This window comes from Pseudomonas sp. B8(2017), from assembly GCF_002113575.1.
In the GTDB taxonomy this organism is placed as follows: Bacteria; Pseudomonadota; Gammaproteobacteria; order Pseudomonadales; family Pseudomonadaceae; genus Aquipseudomonas; species Aquipseudomonas putida_Z.
Window position 1 is genome coordinate 325,280 of record NZ_NEIO01000003.1, and the last position, 14,988, is coordinate 340,267.

Here is a 14,988-nt window from a genome sequence, read left to right on the forward strand (position 1 = left end):
AATGATGACTTTTTCTTCTCCAGAGGTTGTATCTGCCCCCAAGACCGGTACAATGGCGCCACTCACTGTTCAGCGAGCCTTGTAGTGGTGGCCCCATCGGTCCCCCCGCATTGATTACCCGTTAACCTGGTCAGGCCCGGAAGGGAGCAGCCATAGCGGGAACATCGAGTGCCGGGGTGTGGCTGGTGGGGCCGCCTCCATTTCAGGTCCTTGAATTCTCAAGGATTTCTCGCATTACCCTACTCGACTTCTCCTCAAGCGCATTGGGAAGCTACACGAACGAGGTTTTCAGAAAAGAGCCCTCGCTGATAAACGTAGACTTTCCCGCCCGTGTCCCCTTTGAACGTCTCGATCACATTGTCCGCCGCAGCAGGGCTGCTCAGGATCACGCGATAGCTTCGGCTCGTATGGGTGACGTTTGGCGATTGCTGATTCTCTTGCAACTTCTGCATGACGCAGGCGGAAAAAGCTTCTGGAGATTTCGCGGTCAGCAACTCCTTTGTCGGCTGATTAGGCGCGGATGCGCACCCCGCCAGCAGCGTGATAGTGAAGGAGGCAGCAGCAAGAGGCATAAAGCGCATCAGACAGTTCCGGATTTGAGTTCAGGCGCCATTCTCCATTTCATTTGGCTGATAGAAAACAGGCAAATGTCGATGTTACCTATCATTGATTTTGATGAGTCACGAGCGTCTCAGGGTAACCGAATGTCTATTCAATCTACCAGGGCGATGATTTAGACCAGTTTCTGATATTTTTCTTCGATCAAACTCTCCTCTAAGCTGCCTCCTCTTTGAAGCAATGCATTTCGGTGTGAGCATGAAAGAGATCCGCAAGGCAGGTGATCGGGGCGCCACCCGTTTGCCGTGGCTGAAATCCCGGCATTCCTTCTCGTTTGGAAGCTATAGAAACCCGCAAGAGAGTGGTTTCTCGGACCTGCGCGTCATCAACGAAGACTGGATTTCACAGGGTAAAGGCTTCGGTCAACATGGCCATCGTGATGTGGAGATCCTGACCTATGTCCTCAAGGGAACATTGGCCCATCGAGACACCCTGGCAAACAGCACCAGGATTCACGCAGGCGACTTTCAGCTCATCAGTGCCGGCTCGGGTATCGAGCACAGCGAATTCAATGCTTCCGCTACCCAGCCTGTGCATCTGCTACAAATCTGGCTGACCCCTCATTCGTCTCGCACCAAGCCTTCATACCAACAGAAGCACTTTCCGGCCGGAGAACGGCATGGAAAGCTCCAGCTGATCGCCTCGAAAACGGGGCAAGCCGGATCGCTGAAAATCCTCCAGGATACGAAAATCTATGCGGGCAACTTCTCACAAGGTGAGTCGCATACTCTGGCCCTCGCAGGGCGACGACACGCCTATGTCCACGTTGTCGCTGGCAGGCTCCGGGTGAACGGAGAAACTGTTGTGGAGGGCGACGGACTGAAGCTGACGGAAACCCAGGCGGTCACGTTCAGCCACGCTACTGATGCGCAGGTGCTGGTGTTCGATCTCCGGGCAACAGGCTCGGCACCTTCCAGGAAGCAATCCTTCGGGGGCTGCAAGACGCAGGCATGTGCCCGGCGCCGGTAGGTGCCTTCTGACTTCCATTTCTGCCGCGACCGCGCCGATGCAGCGGAGTAGGCGCTGTTGTCCTACCCGCATCGAAAGCCCGGTATCAGCAGGTATCCATTACTTTAGAGAAACCTGTCCGGCCTCAAGTTTGAGCGCCTTGAGGCGCTTCAGCAGCGTGCTGATATTCGTGCGTGCCGAACCTTCATTGGCCAGGCGCAGACGCTTGATCGCGATAACGGAGTCGCCAACGCCAGCGGTAAAGGGCGTCCGAATGATCTCTCGGAAAATAACGGTGTTTGAAGCAGACTCGGTCAACGTATATTCAGCCTCGCAGGTAACTTCGAAATCCAGGCCAAAAATGGGTTGGTCGACCCGCAGCAGGTTGGCGCGCAGGGTGTAGGCAGCAGGTGCTTCGCCAAGCAGGTCAGCACTGGCAAGTGATTGTTTGAGTGCAGCACCGAAGTCGGGGCCGTCGATTTCCGAAGTCCAGAGCGGGTTGGTGGCGTCTCCGCCATTTACTTCGGTTACCTGAATATTGCGATGCAGGCGTTGATCATAAAACTGCGCATCGGTCTGGTCGGATGCCACGGACATTCCGGAGATTTGCGCAGGCGAAGCGCACCCAGTGCAAAGGGCAATAAATACCGAGACCAGAAACACACGGAAGTAGGTCACTTGAATAATCCTTGAGTGATATGCCGGTAAAGCAAGACGAAAGCCATACATCGTGTATGGCTTCAACTATTGAAAGGCTGCGCCGCGGCATCGTTGGGAACGTACAGGCCTCAGGCCGAGCGTTGCGCTGTGCGGCAGATGCCTTTACAGGTTGTACTTCTCATCGATTCTGCGTTTGTCGAGCGTGTAGCGTTTGAGGTCGATCGTGTCAGATTCCAGCTTGGCATCGAGTTCGTCCATGTCGTGCTTTTTCAGCGTTGCAACATGGGCTTTGCTGGCTTGGTAGTTGATCATCTCTGCAGCGTCATGCCCACTCACCGGGTCCCACAGAATGGAAAGCGGCCAGAACAGCAGGTTCACAACACCAAAGCCATATGCGCGACCGTAGAACGAACCGCCACCTGGAAGCAGGCCAAGGCCGGCAGCAAGCCCTGGGCTTTTTTCTTCAACCGCGAGGTTTCTGGCGCGATAGCTGGCAAGTTCCGACTCTTGGGCCGAATTGAGGCCGGTAGCACAACCAGTGGTCAGCGCTATCAGTGCGGCAGCGGTCAGATTTCGAATTGTGGACATGCAACATTTCCTGAGTGTGAGTACTGTTCTCGGCGCACGGCAGGGCGCGGAGGCGCGTAACTCTACACTGAGTAGTGGCGTATTGATATCGCATTGCCATTACTCTATTCAGATGATGATGCATCCAGATGGTGGTTTTATCTTGGCCGCTTAAAGGTAGCTGTTGAACTGCCCTGTTTTTTTCCATGCTCCGCCGCCGACAGCTTCATCAGCCGCTGGAATTTCGGGCATTCCAAGTGATCTTCCTCAGGGCACTGCGCCGCATGCCGCAAGCCCTTGCTCATCGCCTGCAAGCGCCTGATCCGTGCATCCAGTTCGTCGGCCTTGGCGATCAGCATCTGGCGGTCGACCTGCAGGTCCACCAGCATCGTCCCCACTTCATCCAGCGAAAACCCCGCAGCCTGGCCCAGGGCGATCAACGCCAGCCGGTCTGCAACATCGGTTGCGAACTGCCGTCGCTGGCCAGGCCCGGCAAGTGACTTGAGCAGGCCTTTCTTCTCGTAGTAGCGCAGCGTCGAGGCGGGTACGCCTGTGCGTTTGGCGACGTCGGCAATGTCCATTTCGGGCCCTTGACTTGAAGTTGACTTCAACTTCTATGCTGCGCGGCATGGTGATGACCGTCAATCTTCGAGGGCTTGTTCAATGACGTTTACTGCAATGTTTTCCGCTGCTTTGCCAATTGGTATCGGTGCCACGATGGTGATGGACTTGTGGGGGCTGCTGCTGAGGCGGATGGGTGTCGCCACGCTGAACTTCGCCATGGTCGGGCGTTGGGCGGGGCATTTGCTGCACGGGCGTGTGCGGCACCAGGCGATTGCCAAGGCGGAACCGGTGCGGCATGAGCTGGCGTTGGGGTGGGGGATTCATTACGCCATCGGCGTGCTGTTCGCGATGCTGCTGGTCGTGATCGTGGGGGAGGGCTGGTTGCTGGCACCTACTTTGTTGCCTGCGCTGGTTGTTGGTGTGGTGACGGTCGTGGCGCCTTTGTGCTTCATGCAACCGGCGATGGGCGCGGGGTTCTTTGCGTCGAGGACGCCGACGCCTGCGCGCAACTGCCTGAAGAGCCTGGCCACGCATTTTGTGTTTGGCGTGGGGATGTTCTTGAGTGCGGGTTTGCTGGCGAGCGTGCAATCAGCCTGCTGACAGCACCACCAGGCTTGAGCCTGCAATAGAAACTGTGTCTGCACCGCACAATCTTGTGGGAGCGGGCATGCCCGCGAAGAATGCAGCTCGGTGGCTGGCACCGGCTTTGCCGGTGTTCGCGGGCTCGCCCGCTCCCACAGCGACCGCGTCGACTTTGAGATTTTGAGATTTTGAGTCAGAGATCGCTGCCGATGCTCCAGGGTTCAGGGGCGAGCCACAGACATAGGGGTTGGATCGCCCATCCCCCCATACCGCTGCACAATCCGCTCGATCTCCCCCGACTGCTTCATCCGCACCAGCGCCCGCAGCAGCCCTTGGGTCGGTATCGCCGGGTCATTGCGTACCATGCACCCCAGGTCCTGGTCCTCCAGCACCGCCAGCGCCTGCAATTGCTGCTCGGCGGGCAGACCCTGGTTGAACCACTGCAACGACAGCTGGTTGCTTACCGCATGCCGATAGCGCCCGGCTTGCAGCTTCTGCAGCACCAGCAACTGGCTGCGGCTGTCCTCGCGGTGCAGGCGGCCTTGGTCGAGCAGCGGTTGCAAGGTCGAATAGGTGTAGCCAAGCACTGTGCCGATGGCCTGGGCAGGCAATTGCTCCGGGGGGAGCGGAGTACTGTCGCCAGCGCGGCCTACCAGCAAGTCTCGCTGGTGCAGCAACGGGATGCTCCAGACAAAATCCCCCGGCCGATCATTGAACCACTGGGTGCTGACATAGCAGCGCACATCTATATCACCGCTGTTCATCGCCTCCTGCAGGCGCAGGCGGGCCATGACGTGGTATTCGGGGCGTACGCCCACCTCTTTGGCCAAGGCCTGCATCAGGTCGTACAGCAAACCTTCCACCGGCTGGTCGTTTTCGATGCGCACCAGCGGCATGCTCCAGCTCTCGGCGACAGAAAAACGCAACACGGGCTGTTCAGCCTGGCTGTAGGTGCTCCACAGCAGCAACAGGGCCAGCAGTCTTCGCAAAGGCAATCCTCCCTGGATGGCGCGCCAGTTTCAAAGCTTAGACGACTTGCGCAGGGTGCAATTTTGCCCCCGCTCCGCTAGCATTAGCGATCTTCCGCTCGATCAGGCTACGATGGTTTTTCGATGAGTTATCAGGTTCTTGCACGTAAATGGCGTCCGCGCTCGTTCCGCGAAATGGTCGGCCAGACCCATGTGCTCAAGGCCTTGATCAATGCCTTGGACAACCAGCGCCTGCACCATGCCTACCTGTTCACCGGTACCCGGGGTGTGGGCAAGACCACCATTGCCCGTATCATCGCCAAGTGCCTGAACTGCGAAACCGGCATCACCTCCACGCCCTGCGGCACCTGCTCGGTGTGCCGGGAGATCGACGAAGGCCGTTTCGTCGACCTGATCGAGATCGACGCCGCCAGCCGCACCAAGGTCGAGGACACCCGCGAACTGCTCGATAACGTGCAGTACGCCCCGAGCCGTGGGCGCTTCAAGGTCTACCTGATCGACGAAGTGCACATGCTCTCGACCCACTCGTTCAACGCCTTGCTCAAGACGCTGGAAGAGCCGCCGCCCTACGTCAAGTTCATCCTCGCCACCACCGACCCGCAGAAGCTGCCGGCCACCATCCTGTCGCGCTGCCTGCAGTTCTCGCTGAAGAACATGAGCCCGGAGCGGGTGGTCGAGCACCTCAGCCATGTTCTGGCTGCCGAGAACGTGCCGTTCGAGCCGGATGCCCTGTGGCTGCTGGGGCGCGCGGCTGATGGTTCGATGCGTGACGCCATGAGCCTGACCGACCAGGCCATCGCCTTTGGCGAAGGCAAGGTATTGGCCGCCGATGTGCGGGCCATGCTCGGCAGCCTCGATCATGGCCAGGTTTACGGGGTGCTGCAGGCGCTGCTCGAAGGCGATGCCCGGGCCTTGCTCGAGGCCGTGCGCAACCTGGCCGAGCAGGGGCCGGACTGGGCTGGCGTGCTGGCCGAGATGCTCAATGTGCTGCACCGCGTTGCCATTGCCCAGGCGCTGCCGGAAGCGGTGGACAACGGCCAGGGTGACCGTGAGCGGGTGCTGGCGCTGGCCTCGGCATTGCCAGCCGAGGACGTGCAGTTCTATTACCAGATGGGCCTGATCGGCCGCCGTGACCTGCCCCTGGCGCCGGACCCGCGCGGTGGTTTCGAAATGGTCCTGCTGCGCATGCTGGCGTTCCGCCCGGCCGACACCGACGACGCGCCGAAGCCGGTACTAAAGCCAGTGGGGATCAGCCAGGCCACAGCTGATCCTGCAACACCGGTGGCAGCGCCGGCGGTTGCCGTGGCGCCGCCGGCCGCTGCTGTCGTGGCGCCTGTTGCACCGGTTGCCGCGCAACAAGTGCAGGCGCCCGCACCGGTCGAGCCAGCGCCACAGCCGGTTGTCGAGCCTGTGGTGGCGGCTGAGCCTGCCCCGGTCAGCGAACCTGAGCCAGCACCAGAACCCGTGGCAGAGGTGGTTGATCTGCCATGGGAAGAGCCCGCGCCAGCGCCTGCACCGGTAGTGGCCGAGCCTGCGCCGGCTCCTGCTCCGCCCCCTGCACCCACGCCGGTATCTGCCGCCCCGGCACACGACGACGAGCCACCTTTCGACCCGTCCGCTTATGCCGCAGTAGGCATGGACCGCGACGATGAACCGCCGTTGGACGAAGACTATTACGGCGGCGAAAGCGACCCGGTCGGCTTCAGCTACCTGGACGAACTGGCCGAACACGTCCAGGAAGAAGCACCCAAGCCGGCAGCCGAACCGCTGCCCGCAGCCAAGCCGGCCACCGGCTTGGCCCTGCAATGGCTGGAATTATTCCCACAGTTGCCTGTATCCGGGATGACAGGCAACATCGCGGCAAACTGTACGTTGATTGCCGCCGATGGCGACGACTGGCTGCTGCACCTGGACCCTGGCCAGGGTGCGCTGTTCAACGCCACCCAGCAGCGGCGCCTTAACGAAGCGCTCAACCAGCACCTGGGGCGCACGCTGAACCTGCGCATCGAGCTGATCCTGCCCGAGCAGGAAACCCCGGCCCAGGCAGCGGCGCGCAAACGCGCCGAGCGCCAGCAGGACGCAGTCACCTCGATCGAGCAGGATCCGTTGATCCAGCAGATGATCAAGTTGTTCGGCGCCAAGGTGCGGCAGGATACTATTGAGCCTGTAGAAGCCCTGGTTAATCAGGGCCAGTAACGGATAACCATGCGGCCGGCCCGGTGCCGGGCCGCATCACATGACCCAATCGAGGTATACCCCCATGATGAAAGGTGGCATGGCCGGCCTGATGAAGCAGGCCCAGCAGATGCAGGAAAAGATGCAGAAGATGCAGGAAGAGCTGGCCAACGCCGAAGTCACCGGCCAGTCCGGTGGTGGCCTGGTGAGCGTGGTGATGACCGGTCGTCACGACGTCAAGCGCGTCAGCATCGACCAGAGCCTGATGTCGACTGATGAAGACGACAAGGAAGTGCTGGAAGACCTGATCGCCGCCGCGCTGAACGACGCCGTGCGCAAGGTCGAGCAGAACAGCCAGGACAAGATGGGCAGCATGACCGCCGGCATGCAGCTGCCGCCGGGCTTCAAGATGCCGTTCTAAGGGCATTTGCGTTACCGAAAACCGCCGCTGATGACAGCGGCGGTTTTTTTGTGCGTTCCTGCAGCCTGCGCGGTCTTTGTAGGAGCGGCCTTGTGTCGCGAAAGGGCTGCGCAGCAGCCCCGGCAATCCATGCTGCGAAGCTGGCAACCTGGGGCCGCTTCGCGCCCCATCGCGACACAAGGCCGCTCCTACAGGGACCGCGCAAGCCTTGCGATGTGCGCATGGCTGATTTGACGCCACTGCCCCCGCTGGGTATAAACCGCCTCTTATTGATTTGTCAGGCCTTTCCCATGAGCTTCAGCCCTCTCATCCGCCAACTGATCGATGCCCTGCGTATTCTCCCGGGGGTCGGCCAGAAAACCGCCCAGCGCATGGCCCTGCAACTGCTCGAACGTGACCGCAGCGGCGGCCTGCGTCTGGCCCAGGCCTTGACCCAGGCCATGGAGGGGGTTGGGCATTGCCGTCAGTGCCGCACCCTGACCGAACAGGAGCTTTGCCCGCAATGCGCCGACACGCGCCGTGACGATACCCAGTTGTGTGTGGTCGAAGGGCCGACCGATGTGTATGCAGTGGAGCAGACCGGCTACCGTGGCCGCTACTTCGTGCTCAAGGGCCACTTGTCGCCGCTGGACGGGTTGGGGCCTGAGGCGATCGGGATTCCGCAACTGATGGCGCGGATCGAGGAGCAGGGCACCTTCACCGAGGTGATCCTGGCGACCAACCCGACGGTGGAAGGGGAGGCGACGGCGCATTACATTGCCCAGTTGCTGAGCGAGAAGGGCCTGGTGGCGTCGCGGATTGCCCATGGCGTGCCGCTGGGCGGCGAGCTGGAGCTGGTGGATGGTGGGACCTTGGCCCATGCGTTTGCGGGGCGTCGGCCGATTTCGCTCTGATTCAGAATGGTTGGGGCCGCTTTGCGGCCCATCGCCGGCAAGCCAGCTCCCACAGGGTTGCCGCAGGGCTGATGGCAGCGCCGTACTTGTGGGAGCTGGCTTGCCGGCGATAGGGCGCAAAGCGCCCTCGAATACTCAGTATTCGCTGAGTGAAAACTCGGTCAGGCAGAAAGTCGGTACCCCGGCCGCCTGCAGCCGGCGCGACCCGTCCAGCTCCGGCAGATCGATGATCGCCGCCGCCTCGAACACCCGCGCACCGGTCCGGCGCACCAGGTTGGCCGCTGCCAGCAGCGTACCGCCAGTAGCAATCAAGTCATCGAAGATCAACACCGAATCCCCTTCGCACAGGCTGTCGGCATGCACTTCCAGGAAGGCTTCGCCGTACTCGGTCTGGTAACCCTCGCTCAGCACATCAGCCGGCAGCTTGCCCTGCTTGCGGAACAGGATCAGTGGCTTGTTCAGCTGGTGGGCGATGATCGAGCCGATCAGGAAGCCCCGCGCGTCCATGGCGCCAATGTGGCTGAACTCGGCTTCGACATAGCGTTCGATGAACTGGTCGGCCACATAGCGCAGCCCGCGCGGCGACTGGAACAGCGGGGTGATATCGCGGAAGATCACGCCCGGTTTGGGGAAGTCCACTACCGGGCGGATCAGGGCTTTGAGGTCGAAGGCGTCGCTGTGCATTGTTGCGGGTATCCTGGGAAAACGAATGCCCAAGTATACCCGCTAAACGCCGGCCTCAGGCCTCCATTGCTCCACCGGCCAGCGCGCACAGCTGGATCGGGTCGAGAATGTGCACTTCCTTGCCTTCGGCACGGATCAGGCCGTTCTGCTGGAAGCGGGTGAACACCCGCGACACGGTTTCCACCGCCAGGCCCAGGTAGTTGCCGATCTCGTTGCGCGACATGCTCAGGCGGAACTGGTTGGCCGAATAGCCGCGGGCGCGGAAGCGTGCCGACAGGTTGACCAGGAAGGTGGCAATACGCTCGTCAGCGGTCTTTTTCGACAGCAGCAGCATCATCTGCTGGTCGTCGCGGATTTCCCGGCTCATTACCCGCATCAGCTGGCGGCGCAGCTGCGGTAGCTGCACCGACAGCTCGTCGAGGCGCTCGAACGGGATTTCGCACACCGAGGTGGTTTCCTGGGCCTGGGCCGACACCGGGTAGGCTTCGGTGTCCATGCCCGACAGGCCGACCAGCTCGCTGGGCAGGTGGAAGCCGGTGATCTGCTCTTCGCCGCTGTCGCTGAGGCTGAAGGTTTTCAGCGCGCCGGAACGTACCGCGTAGACCGAGCCGAAATTGTCGCCCTGGCGGAACAGGAACTCGCCTTTTTTCAACGGCCGCCCACGCTTGACGATTTCATCCAGTGCATCCATGTCTTCCAGGTTGAGCGACAGAGGCAGGCACAGGGGGGCCAGGCTGCAGTCCTTGCAATGGGCCTGGTTGTGTGGGCGCAGTTTGACTGGCTCGGACATTTTCATTCGATCCTTGTGGGAAAGCACACATAAGACGTAAGGGTAACTCACGGCGTAGGTTGTAGGCCAGCGTGCGCTGTTGTGGTGCGAACTGGCCGGCCCCGGCGGGTGTGCGCCGGGGCCTTCGCTGTGCCCATGGTGTGCCTGGCAAGGAACTTTGTCCATGCGGTTGAACGACTCGGTTCAGATCACCCGCGAGAAGCGCTGGCGGTTGTGCATCGCCAGGTAGGCGTCGAACACCATGCATACCGAACGCGCCAGCAGGCGGCCGGCCGGCAGGATGCGGATGCCTTTGTCGTCCAGGCGGATCAGGCCGTCGCGCTGCAAGGTCAGCAGTTCTGGCCAGAGGTCGTTGAAGTAGCCGCGAAAATCGATGGTGAAGGCTTGTTCGATCGGCTCGAAATCCAGCTCGAAATGGCAGATCAGTTGCTGGATCACTGCCCGGCGGATGCGGTCGTCGTGGTTGCACAGCAGGCCGCGCTGGGTGGCCAGCTGGGCGTTGGACAGGCTGTCCTGGTAGGTGTTGAGGTCGCTGCTGTTCTGGCAGTACAGGTCGCCGATCTGGCTGATGGCCGATACGCCCAGGCCGATCAGGTCGCAGTGCCCATGGGTGGTGTAACCCTGGAAGTTGCGCTGCAGGGTGCCTTCTTCCTGGGCGATGGCCAGCTCGTCGTCGGGCAGGGCGAAGTGGTCCATGCCGATGTAGCGGTAGCCGGCTGCGGTCAGCTGGTCGATGGTGGCGTGCAGCATCTCCAGCTTGGCGGCCGCGCTGGGCAGGTCATTGCTGTCGATGCGCCGTTGCGGCATGAAGCGCTCGGGCAGGTGGGCGTAGTTGAACACCGACAGGCGGTCGGGTTGCAGGCGGATCACTTCTTCGACGGTGCGGGCAAAGCCTTCCGGGGTTTGCTTGGGCAGGCCGTAGATCAGGTCGAGGTTGATCGAGCGGAACTGCAGGGTGCGCGCGGCTTCGATCAGGGTGCGGGTCTGTTCCAGGCTCTGCAGGCGGTTGACCGCACGCTGCACGGCCGGGTCGAGGTCCTGCACACCCAGGCTGACGCGGTTGAAGCCCAGTTCGCGGAGCAGGCCCATGGTCGACCAGTCGGCTTCGCGCGGGTCGATCTCGATGCCGTAGTCGCCGGAGTCGTCGTCCAGCAGGTGGAAGTGCTGGCGCAGGGTGGCCATCAGCTGGCGCAGTTCCACATGGCTGAGGAAAGTTGGCGTGCCGCCGCCGAAATGCAGCTGCTCGACACGCTGTTTAGGGTCGAGGTGGCAGGCGATCAGCTGGATTTCCTGCTCCAGGCGCTGCAGGTAGGGCGCAGCGCGGCCGCGGTCCTTGGTGATCACCTTGTTGCAGGCGCAGTAGTAGCAGATGTTGGCGCAGAACGGCACATGCACGTACAGCGACAGCGGGCGCGCGGCCCGACGGCTTTCGCGCAGGGCGTGGAGCAGGTCGAACGAGCCCACTTCGCTGTGCAGTTGCACGGCGGTCGGGTAAGAGGTGTAGCGTGGTCCGGCCAGGTCGTAACGGCGGATCAGGTCGGTATCCCAACGAAGGTCGTCGAGCATGAGGGCGGTCCCCGGAAAGAGCAGCAGTGCCCCGGAGTCTATGGCCGTCTGTAGGAATCTGTGTTGATTTGTATCAAGGGCATTGGGGCTGCTCTGCAGCCCTTCGCGGGCTTGCCCGCTCCCACAGGGGTACACATGATCCTGTAGGAGCGGGCATGCCCGCGAAGGGTCGCAAAGCGGCCCCCATCAATGCCCCATCAACCAATGCTGGTGCGGTCCAGGCATGGTCCAGATACCAAACAGCATCACCAGCACTCCGCCAGCCACCCGCACACTGCGTCTTTTCAACAAAATGTTTACTCGCTCCGCGGCTAATCCGGTAGCCAGCAATACCGGCCAGGTCCCCACGCCGAAAGCCAGCATCAGCGCCGCGCTGTACCCGGCATTGCCCTGGCTGGCCGCCCACAGCAAGGTGCTGTACACCAACCCGCACGGCAACCACCCCCACAAGGCCCCCAGCAACAACGCCCGAGGCACGCTGGACACCGGCAGCAAGCGCGACGCCACCGGCTGGATATGCCGCCACAGCCCCCGGCCCAGCGCCTCGATGCGGGTCAGCCCGCTCCACCAGCCGGCCAGGTACAACCCCATGGCGATCAACAGCAGCGCCGCCACCACCCGCAGTGCCAGCGCCGCCGGGCTGCTGGCCACGGCCCAGCCGGCCAGGCCCAGCAGCAGGCCGGCACAGGCATAGCTGAGAATGCGCCCAAGGTTGTACGCCAGCAGCAGGCGCAAGCGCCGGCCACGTTGTTCGGGTGGTATGGCTAGGGTCAGCGCACCCATCAGGCCGCCGCACATGCCCAGGCAGTGGCCGCCGCCGAGCAGGCCGAGGACCAACGCCGAGCCCAGCAGGGGCAGCAGGTCAGGCACGGGGTGGGGGTTCCTTGTCGGTGTCGGCCTGGTTGTCGTCAGGCTTCACCGCCGCCTGGTGGCGCGGGTCCTGGTCGTCGAACAGGATGCTGTGGGCAGGGCTTTCCAGGTCGTCGTACTGGCCGCTGTCCACCGCCCAGAAGAAGATGTACACGGCCACGCCGACCAGCAGCAGGGCTGCGGGGATCATGACATAGAGTGCGGGCATGACGACTTCCTCCCGGGCAAGGACGCTTCGTTCGCTGGCAGGCCCGATGGCAGGGGCAGGCGGGTCAGGCGCAGGGCGTTGAGTACCACGATCAGTGAACTGACCGACATGCCGATGGCTGCCCAAACCGGGGTGATCCAGCCAAGCGCGGCGAACGGTAACATCAGGCCATTATACAAGGTCGCCCAGAGCAGGTTCTCGAGGATGTTGCGGCGGGTGCGGCGGGCCAGCTCGAAGGCCTGTACCAGAGCCTGCAGGCGGTTGGACAGCAGCACGGCGTCGGCGCTGGTCTTGGCCAGGTCGGTGGCGCTGCCCATGGCGATGCTGATGTCGGCGGCGGCCAGTACCGGCACGTCGTTGACCCCGTCACCCAGCATCAGCACCTTGCGCCCGGCCGCCTGCAGCGCCTTCAGCCGGTCCAGTTTGTCGTCCGGGCGCAGGCCGCCGATGGCCTGGTCGATGCCCAGCTGTGCGGCCACTTCGGCAACCATCGGCGAGCTGTCGCCCGACAGCAGCAGCGTGCGCCAGCCACGGGCCTTGCAGGCCGCCAGCAGGGCAGGGGCATCGTCGCGCAGGCGGTCATCCAGGCCGAACCAGGCCAGCGGGCCCTGGCGGTCGCCCAGCAGCAGCCACTGGCCGCGCGGCTCTGGCACACCGGGGATTTCCGCGCCGCTCAGGGCGCAGACGAAGGTGGCCTGGCCAATGCGCAGGCGCTGGCCTTCGACCAGCCCTTCCAGGCCCAGGCCCGGCACGGTCTGCACGTCGTCAGCAGGCGTGGCGGTACGGCCGAAGGCACGGGCGATGGGGTGTTCGGAGCGGTTCTCCAGCGCCGCGGCCAGGGCCAGGCAGCGGTCGGCGGGCAGGCTGCCGAGCGGGCGAATGCTGCGCAAGGTCAGGCGGCCTTCGGTCAGCGTGCCGGTCTTGTCGAAAATCACTGTGTCGATCTGGTTCAGGCCTTCCAGCACATGGCCACGGGTGACCAGCAGGCCGAGCTTGTGCAAGGTGCCAGTGGCCGCAGTAAGCGCCGTTGGCGTGGCCAGGGACAGCGCGCAAGGGCAGGTCGCTACCAGCATGGCCAGCACGATCCAGAACGCCCGCGCCGGGTCCAGGTGCCACCACCACAGGCCGATGGCCGCAGCGGCCAGCAGCGAGAACAGCAGGAACCACCGCGAGGCCCGGTCGGCGATTTCGGCCAGGCGTGGTTTTTCGGTCTGGGCGCGTTCCAGCAGGCGGACGATGGCCGACAACCGCGAGTCGTGGCCGAGGGCTTCGACTTCCACGTTCAGGGTGCTTTCGACGTTCAGGGTACCGCCGGTGACCCGCTCGCCGACCCGCCGTGGTTGCGGCAGGTATTCACCGGTCAGCAACGATTCATCGACGCTGGAGCGGCCTTCGACGATGCGCCCGTCGGCGGGGATTACCGCGCCTGGCAGCACCTGCACCGTGTCACCGCGCTGCAGTTCGCTGAGCAGGATGCGCTCGCTGCGGCCGACGGCGTCCAGGCGCAGGCACGAGGCCGGCAGCAGGTTGACCAGCTGCGCAGTGGCCGCGGCGGTGCGTTCGCGGGCGCGGCGCTCCAGGTAGCGGCCGGTGAGCAGGAACAGCGCGAACATGCCCACGGTGTCGAAATACAGCTCGCCGCTGCCGGTGATGGCGGTCCAGATGCCGGCGCCGAAGGCCAGGCCAATGGCCAGCGACACCGAAACGTCCATGGTCAGGTGGCGGGTACGCAGGTCGCGTGCCGCGCCCTTGAAGAACGGTGCGCAGCTGTAGAACACGATGGGGATGGTGAGGAACAGCGCCACCCAGCGCAGGATGGTGTGCAGCTCGGGCGACAGGTCGATGTTGAATTCCGGCCAGGTGGCCATGGTTGCCATCATCGCCTGGAACCACAGCAGCCCGGCCACGCCCAGGCGGCGCAGGGCGCTGCGGTTCTCGCGTGCCAGTTGCTCGGCGGCCTGGTCGGGCTGATAGGGGTGGGCGGCGTAGCCGATCTGGCGCAGCTCGGCCAGCAGGCGCGAGAGCGGCAGTTGCTGGTCATGCCAGTTCAGCAGCAGGCGGTGGTTGGACAGGTTCAGGCGCGCCTCGGCGACGCCGGGCAGGTTGCGCAGGTGCTTTTCGATCAGCCAGCCGCAGGCGGCGCAGCTGATGCCTTCGACCAGCAGGGTGGTTTCGGCCAGGTCGCCAGCATGGCGAACGAAGGTTTGCTGTACGTCGCTGCGGTCGTAGAGGGCCAGTTCGTCCTGAAGCTGCTTGGGCAGGGCCTCGGGGTTGGCGCTGTTGTCGCTGCGGTGCTGGTAGTAGTGCTCCAGGCCACCGGCGACGATCGACTCGGCCACCGCCTGGCAGCCGGGGCAGCAGAACTGCCGAGGCTGGCCGAGGACCACGGCGGTGAAGCGGCTGCCGGAGGGGACGGGCAGGGCGCAGTGGTAGCAGGGGGTGGGCTGGGTCAT

General features: G+C 63.1%; 16 protein-coding genes and 1 other RNA gene. 6 read left to right on the forward strand and 11 right to left on the reverse strand.

Translation table 11 applies throughout. The features are described from left to right. The first annotated feature begins 94 nt into the window (after window positions 1-94). An RNA gene (gene ffs, locus CAG22_RS07510) (signal recognition particle sRNA small type) lies at window positions 95-191 on the forward strand. 63 nt (window positions 192-254) lie between these two features. Here ffs and CAG22_RS07515 read toward each other — a convergent pair. After that, window positions 255-581 carry a hypothetical protein gene (locus CAG22_RS07515; RefSeq protein ID WP_085592847.1) on the reverse strand — a complete coding sequence of 109 codons (327 nt, stop codon included), beginning with the start codon at window positions 579-581 and terminating at the stop codon, window positions 255-257. Window positions 582-816: 235 nt separating this feature from the next. Between CAG22_RS07515 and CAG22_RS07520 the strand changes: the two genes are divergently transcribed. Next, window positions 817-1,587 (forward strand): pirin family protein, encoded by a 771-nt coding sequence (locus tag CAG22_RS07520; protein WP_085592865.1) that lies wholly within the window; start codon window positions 817-819, stop codon window positions 1,585-1,587. 99 nt (window positions 1,588-1,686) lie between these two features. Here the strand turns inward: CAG22_RS07520 and CAG22_RS07525 are convergent, their stop codons facing one another. The 3 genes from CAG22_RS07525 to CAG22_RS07535 all read right to left on the reverse strand — a co-directional run bounded on the left by CAG22_RS07525 (window position 1,687) and on the right by CAG22_RS07535 (window position 3,374). Next, a complete protein-coding gene (locus CAG22_RS07525; RefSeq protein WP_256573577.1) occupies window positions 1,687-2,244 on the reverse strand; it encodes a hypothetical protein in 558 nt (185 codons plus the stop codon). Between the two features lie 144 nt (window positions 2,245-2,388). Next, the gene (locus CAG22_RS07530) at window positions 2,389-2,814 is read right to left on the reverse strand and encodes a hypothetical protein (RefSeq protein ID WP_085705103.1); all 426 of its coding nucleotides are present in this window, start codon (window positions 2,812-2,814) and stop codon (window positions 2,389-2,391) included. A gap of 137 nt (window positions 2,815-2,951) precedes the next feature. Further along, window positions 2,952-3,374 carry a helix-turn-helix domain-containing protein gene (locus CAG22_RS07535; RefSeq protein ID WP_085705105.1) on the reverse strand — a complete coding sequence of 141 codons (423 nt, stop codon included), beginning with the start codon at window positions 3,372-3,374 and terminating at the stop codon, window positions 2,952-2,954. Between the two features lie 82 nt (window positions 3,375-3,456). On the opposite strand from CAG22_RS07535, the gene CAG22_RS07540 reads away from it, so the two are divergent. Next, window positions 3,457-3,957 carry a DUF2938 domain-containing protein gene (locus CAG22_RS07540; protein ID WP_075045880.1) on the forward strand — a complete coding sequence of 167 codons (501 nt, stop codon included), beginning with the start codon at window positions 3,457-3,459 and terminating at the stop codon, window positions 3,955-3,957. A 203-nt stretch (window positions 3,958-4,160) separates the two neighbouring features. Here CAG22_RS07540 and CAG22_RS07550 read toward each other — a convergent pair whose 3' ends face one another. Beyond that, window positions 4,161-4,928 carry an ABC transporter substrate-binding protein gene (locus CAG22_RS07550; RefSeq protein WP_085592839.1) on the reverse strand — a complete coding sequence of 256 codons (768 nt, stop codon included), beginning with the start codon at window positions 4,926-4,928 and terminating at the stop codon, window positions 4,161-4,163. A gap of 123 nt (window positions 4,929-5,051) precedes the next feature. On the opposite strand from CAG22_RS07550, the gene dnaX reads away from it, so the two are divergent. The 3 genes from dnaX to recR all read left to right on the forward strand — a co-directional run bounded on the left by dnaX (window position 5,052) and on the right by recR (window position 8,417). Beyond that, a complete protein-coding gene (gene dnaX / locus CAG22_RS07555; RefSeq protein WP_085705108.1) occupies window positions 5,052-7,124 on the forward strand; it encodes a DNA polymerase III subunit gamma/tau in 2,073 nt (690 codons plus the stop codon). Window positions 7,125-7,188: 64 nt separating this feature from the next. Beyond that, window positions 7,189-7,524, forward strand: coding sequence for a YbaB/EbfC family nucleoid-associated protein (locus tag CAG22_RS07560; RefSeq protein ID WP_003259671.1), 336 nt, complete (start codon window positions 7,189-7,191; stop codon window positions 7,522-7,524). Between the two features lie 290 nt (window positions 7,525-7,814). Continuing rightward, entirely contained in the window at window positions 7,815-8,417 is a 603-nt protein-coding gene (gene recR / locus CAG22_RS07565) for a recombination mediator RecR (RefSeq protein ID WP_003259670.1), read from the forward strand. 135 nt (window positions 8,418-8,552) lie between these two features. Here recR and CAG22_RS07570 read toward each other — a convergent pair whose 3' ends face one another. From CAG22_RS07570 to CAG22_RS07595, 6 genes are all read right to left on the reverse strand, one after another. Next, window positions 8,553-9,101: an adenine phosphoribosyltransferase gene (locus CAG22_RS07570; RefSeq protein WP_085691613.1), complete on the reverse strand. Its 549-nt coding sequence runs from the start codon at window positions 9,099-9,101 to the stop codon at window positions 8,553-8,555. Window positions 9,102-9,156: 55 nt separating this feature from the next. After that, on the reverse strand, window positions 9,157-9,891 hold the full coding sequence (gene fnrA, locus CAG22_RS07575) for a Crp/Fnr family transcriptional regulator FnrA (RefSeq protein WP_015271145.1): 735 nt from the start codon (window positions 9,889-9,891) through the stop codon (window positions 9,157-9,159). A gap of 183 nt (window positions 9,892-10,074) precedes the next feature. Next, window positions 10,075-11,457 carry an oxygen-independent coproporphyrinogen III oxidase gene (gene hemN, locus CAG22_RS07580; RefSeq protein WP_025340016.1) on the reverse strand — a complete coding sequence of 461 codons (1,383 nt, stop codon included), beginning with the start codon at window positions 11,455-11,457 and terminating at the stop codon, window positions 10,075-10,077. 186 nt (window positions 11,458-11,643) lie between these two features. Continuing rightward, entirely contained in the window at window positions 11,644-12,327 is a 684-nt protein-coding gene (locus CAG22_RS07585) for a sulfite exporter TauE/SafE family protein (protein WP_025340015.1), read from the reverse strand. Further along, on the reverse strand, window positions 12,320-12,535 hold the full coding sequence (gene ccoS / locus CAG22_RS07590) for a cbb3-type cytochrome oxidase assembly protein CcoS (protein WP_025340014.1): 216 nt from the start codon (window positions 12,533-12,535) through the stop codon (window positions 12,320-12,322). The genes CAG22_RS07585 and ccoS overlap by 8 nt, the downstream gene beginning before the upstream one ends. Further along, the gene (locus CAG22_RS07595; RefSeq protein ID WP_085705110.1) at window positions 12,514-14,988 is read right to left on the reverse strand and encodes a heavy metal translocating P-type ATPase; all 2,475 of its coding nucleotides are present in this window, start codon (window positions 14,986-14,988) and stop codon (window positions 12,514-12,516) included. Before CAG22_RS07595 ends, ccoS begins: the two co-directional genes overlap by 22 nt.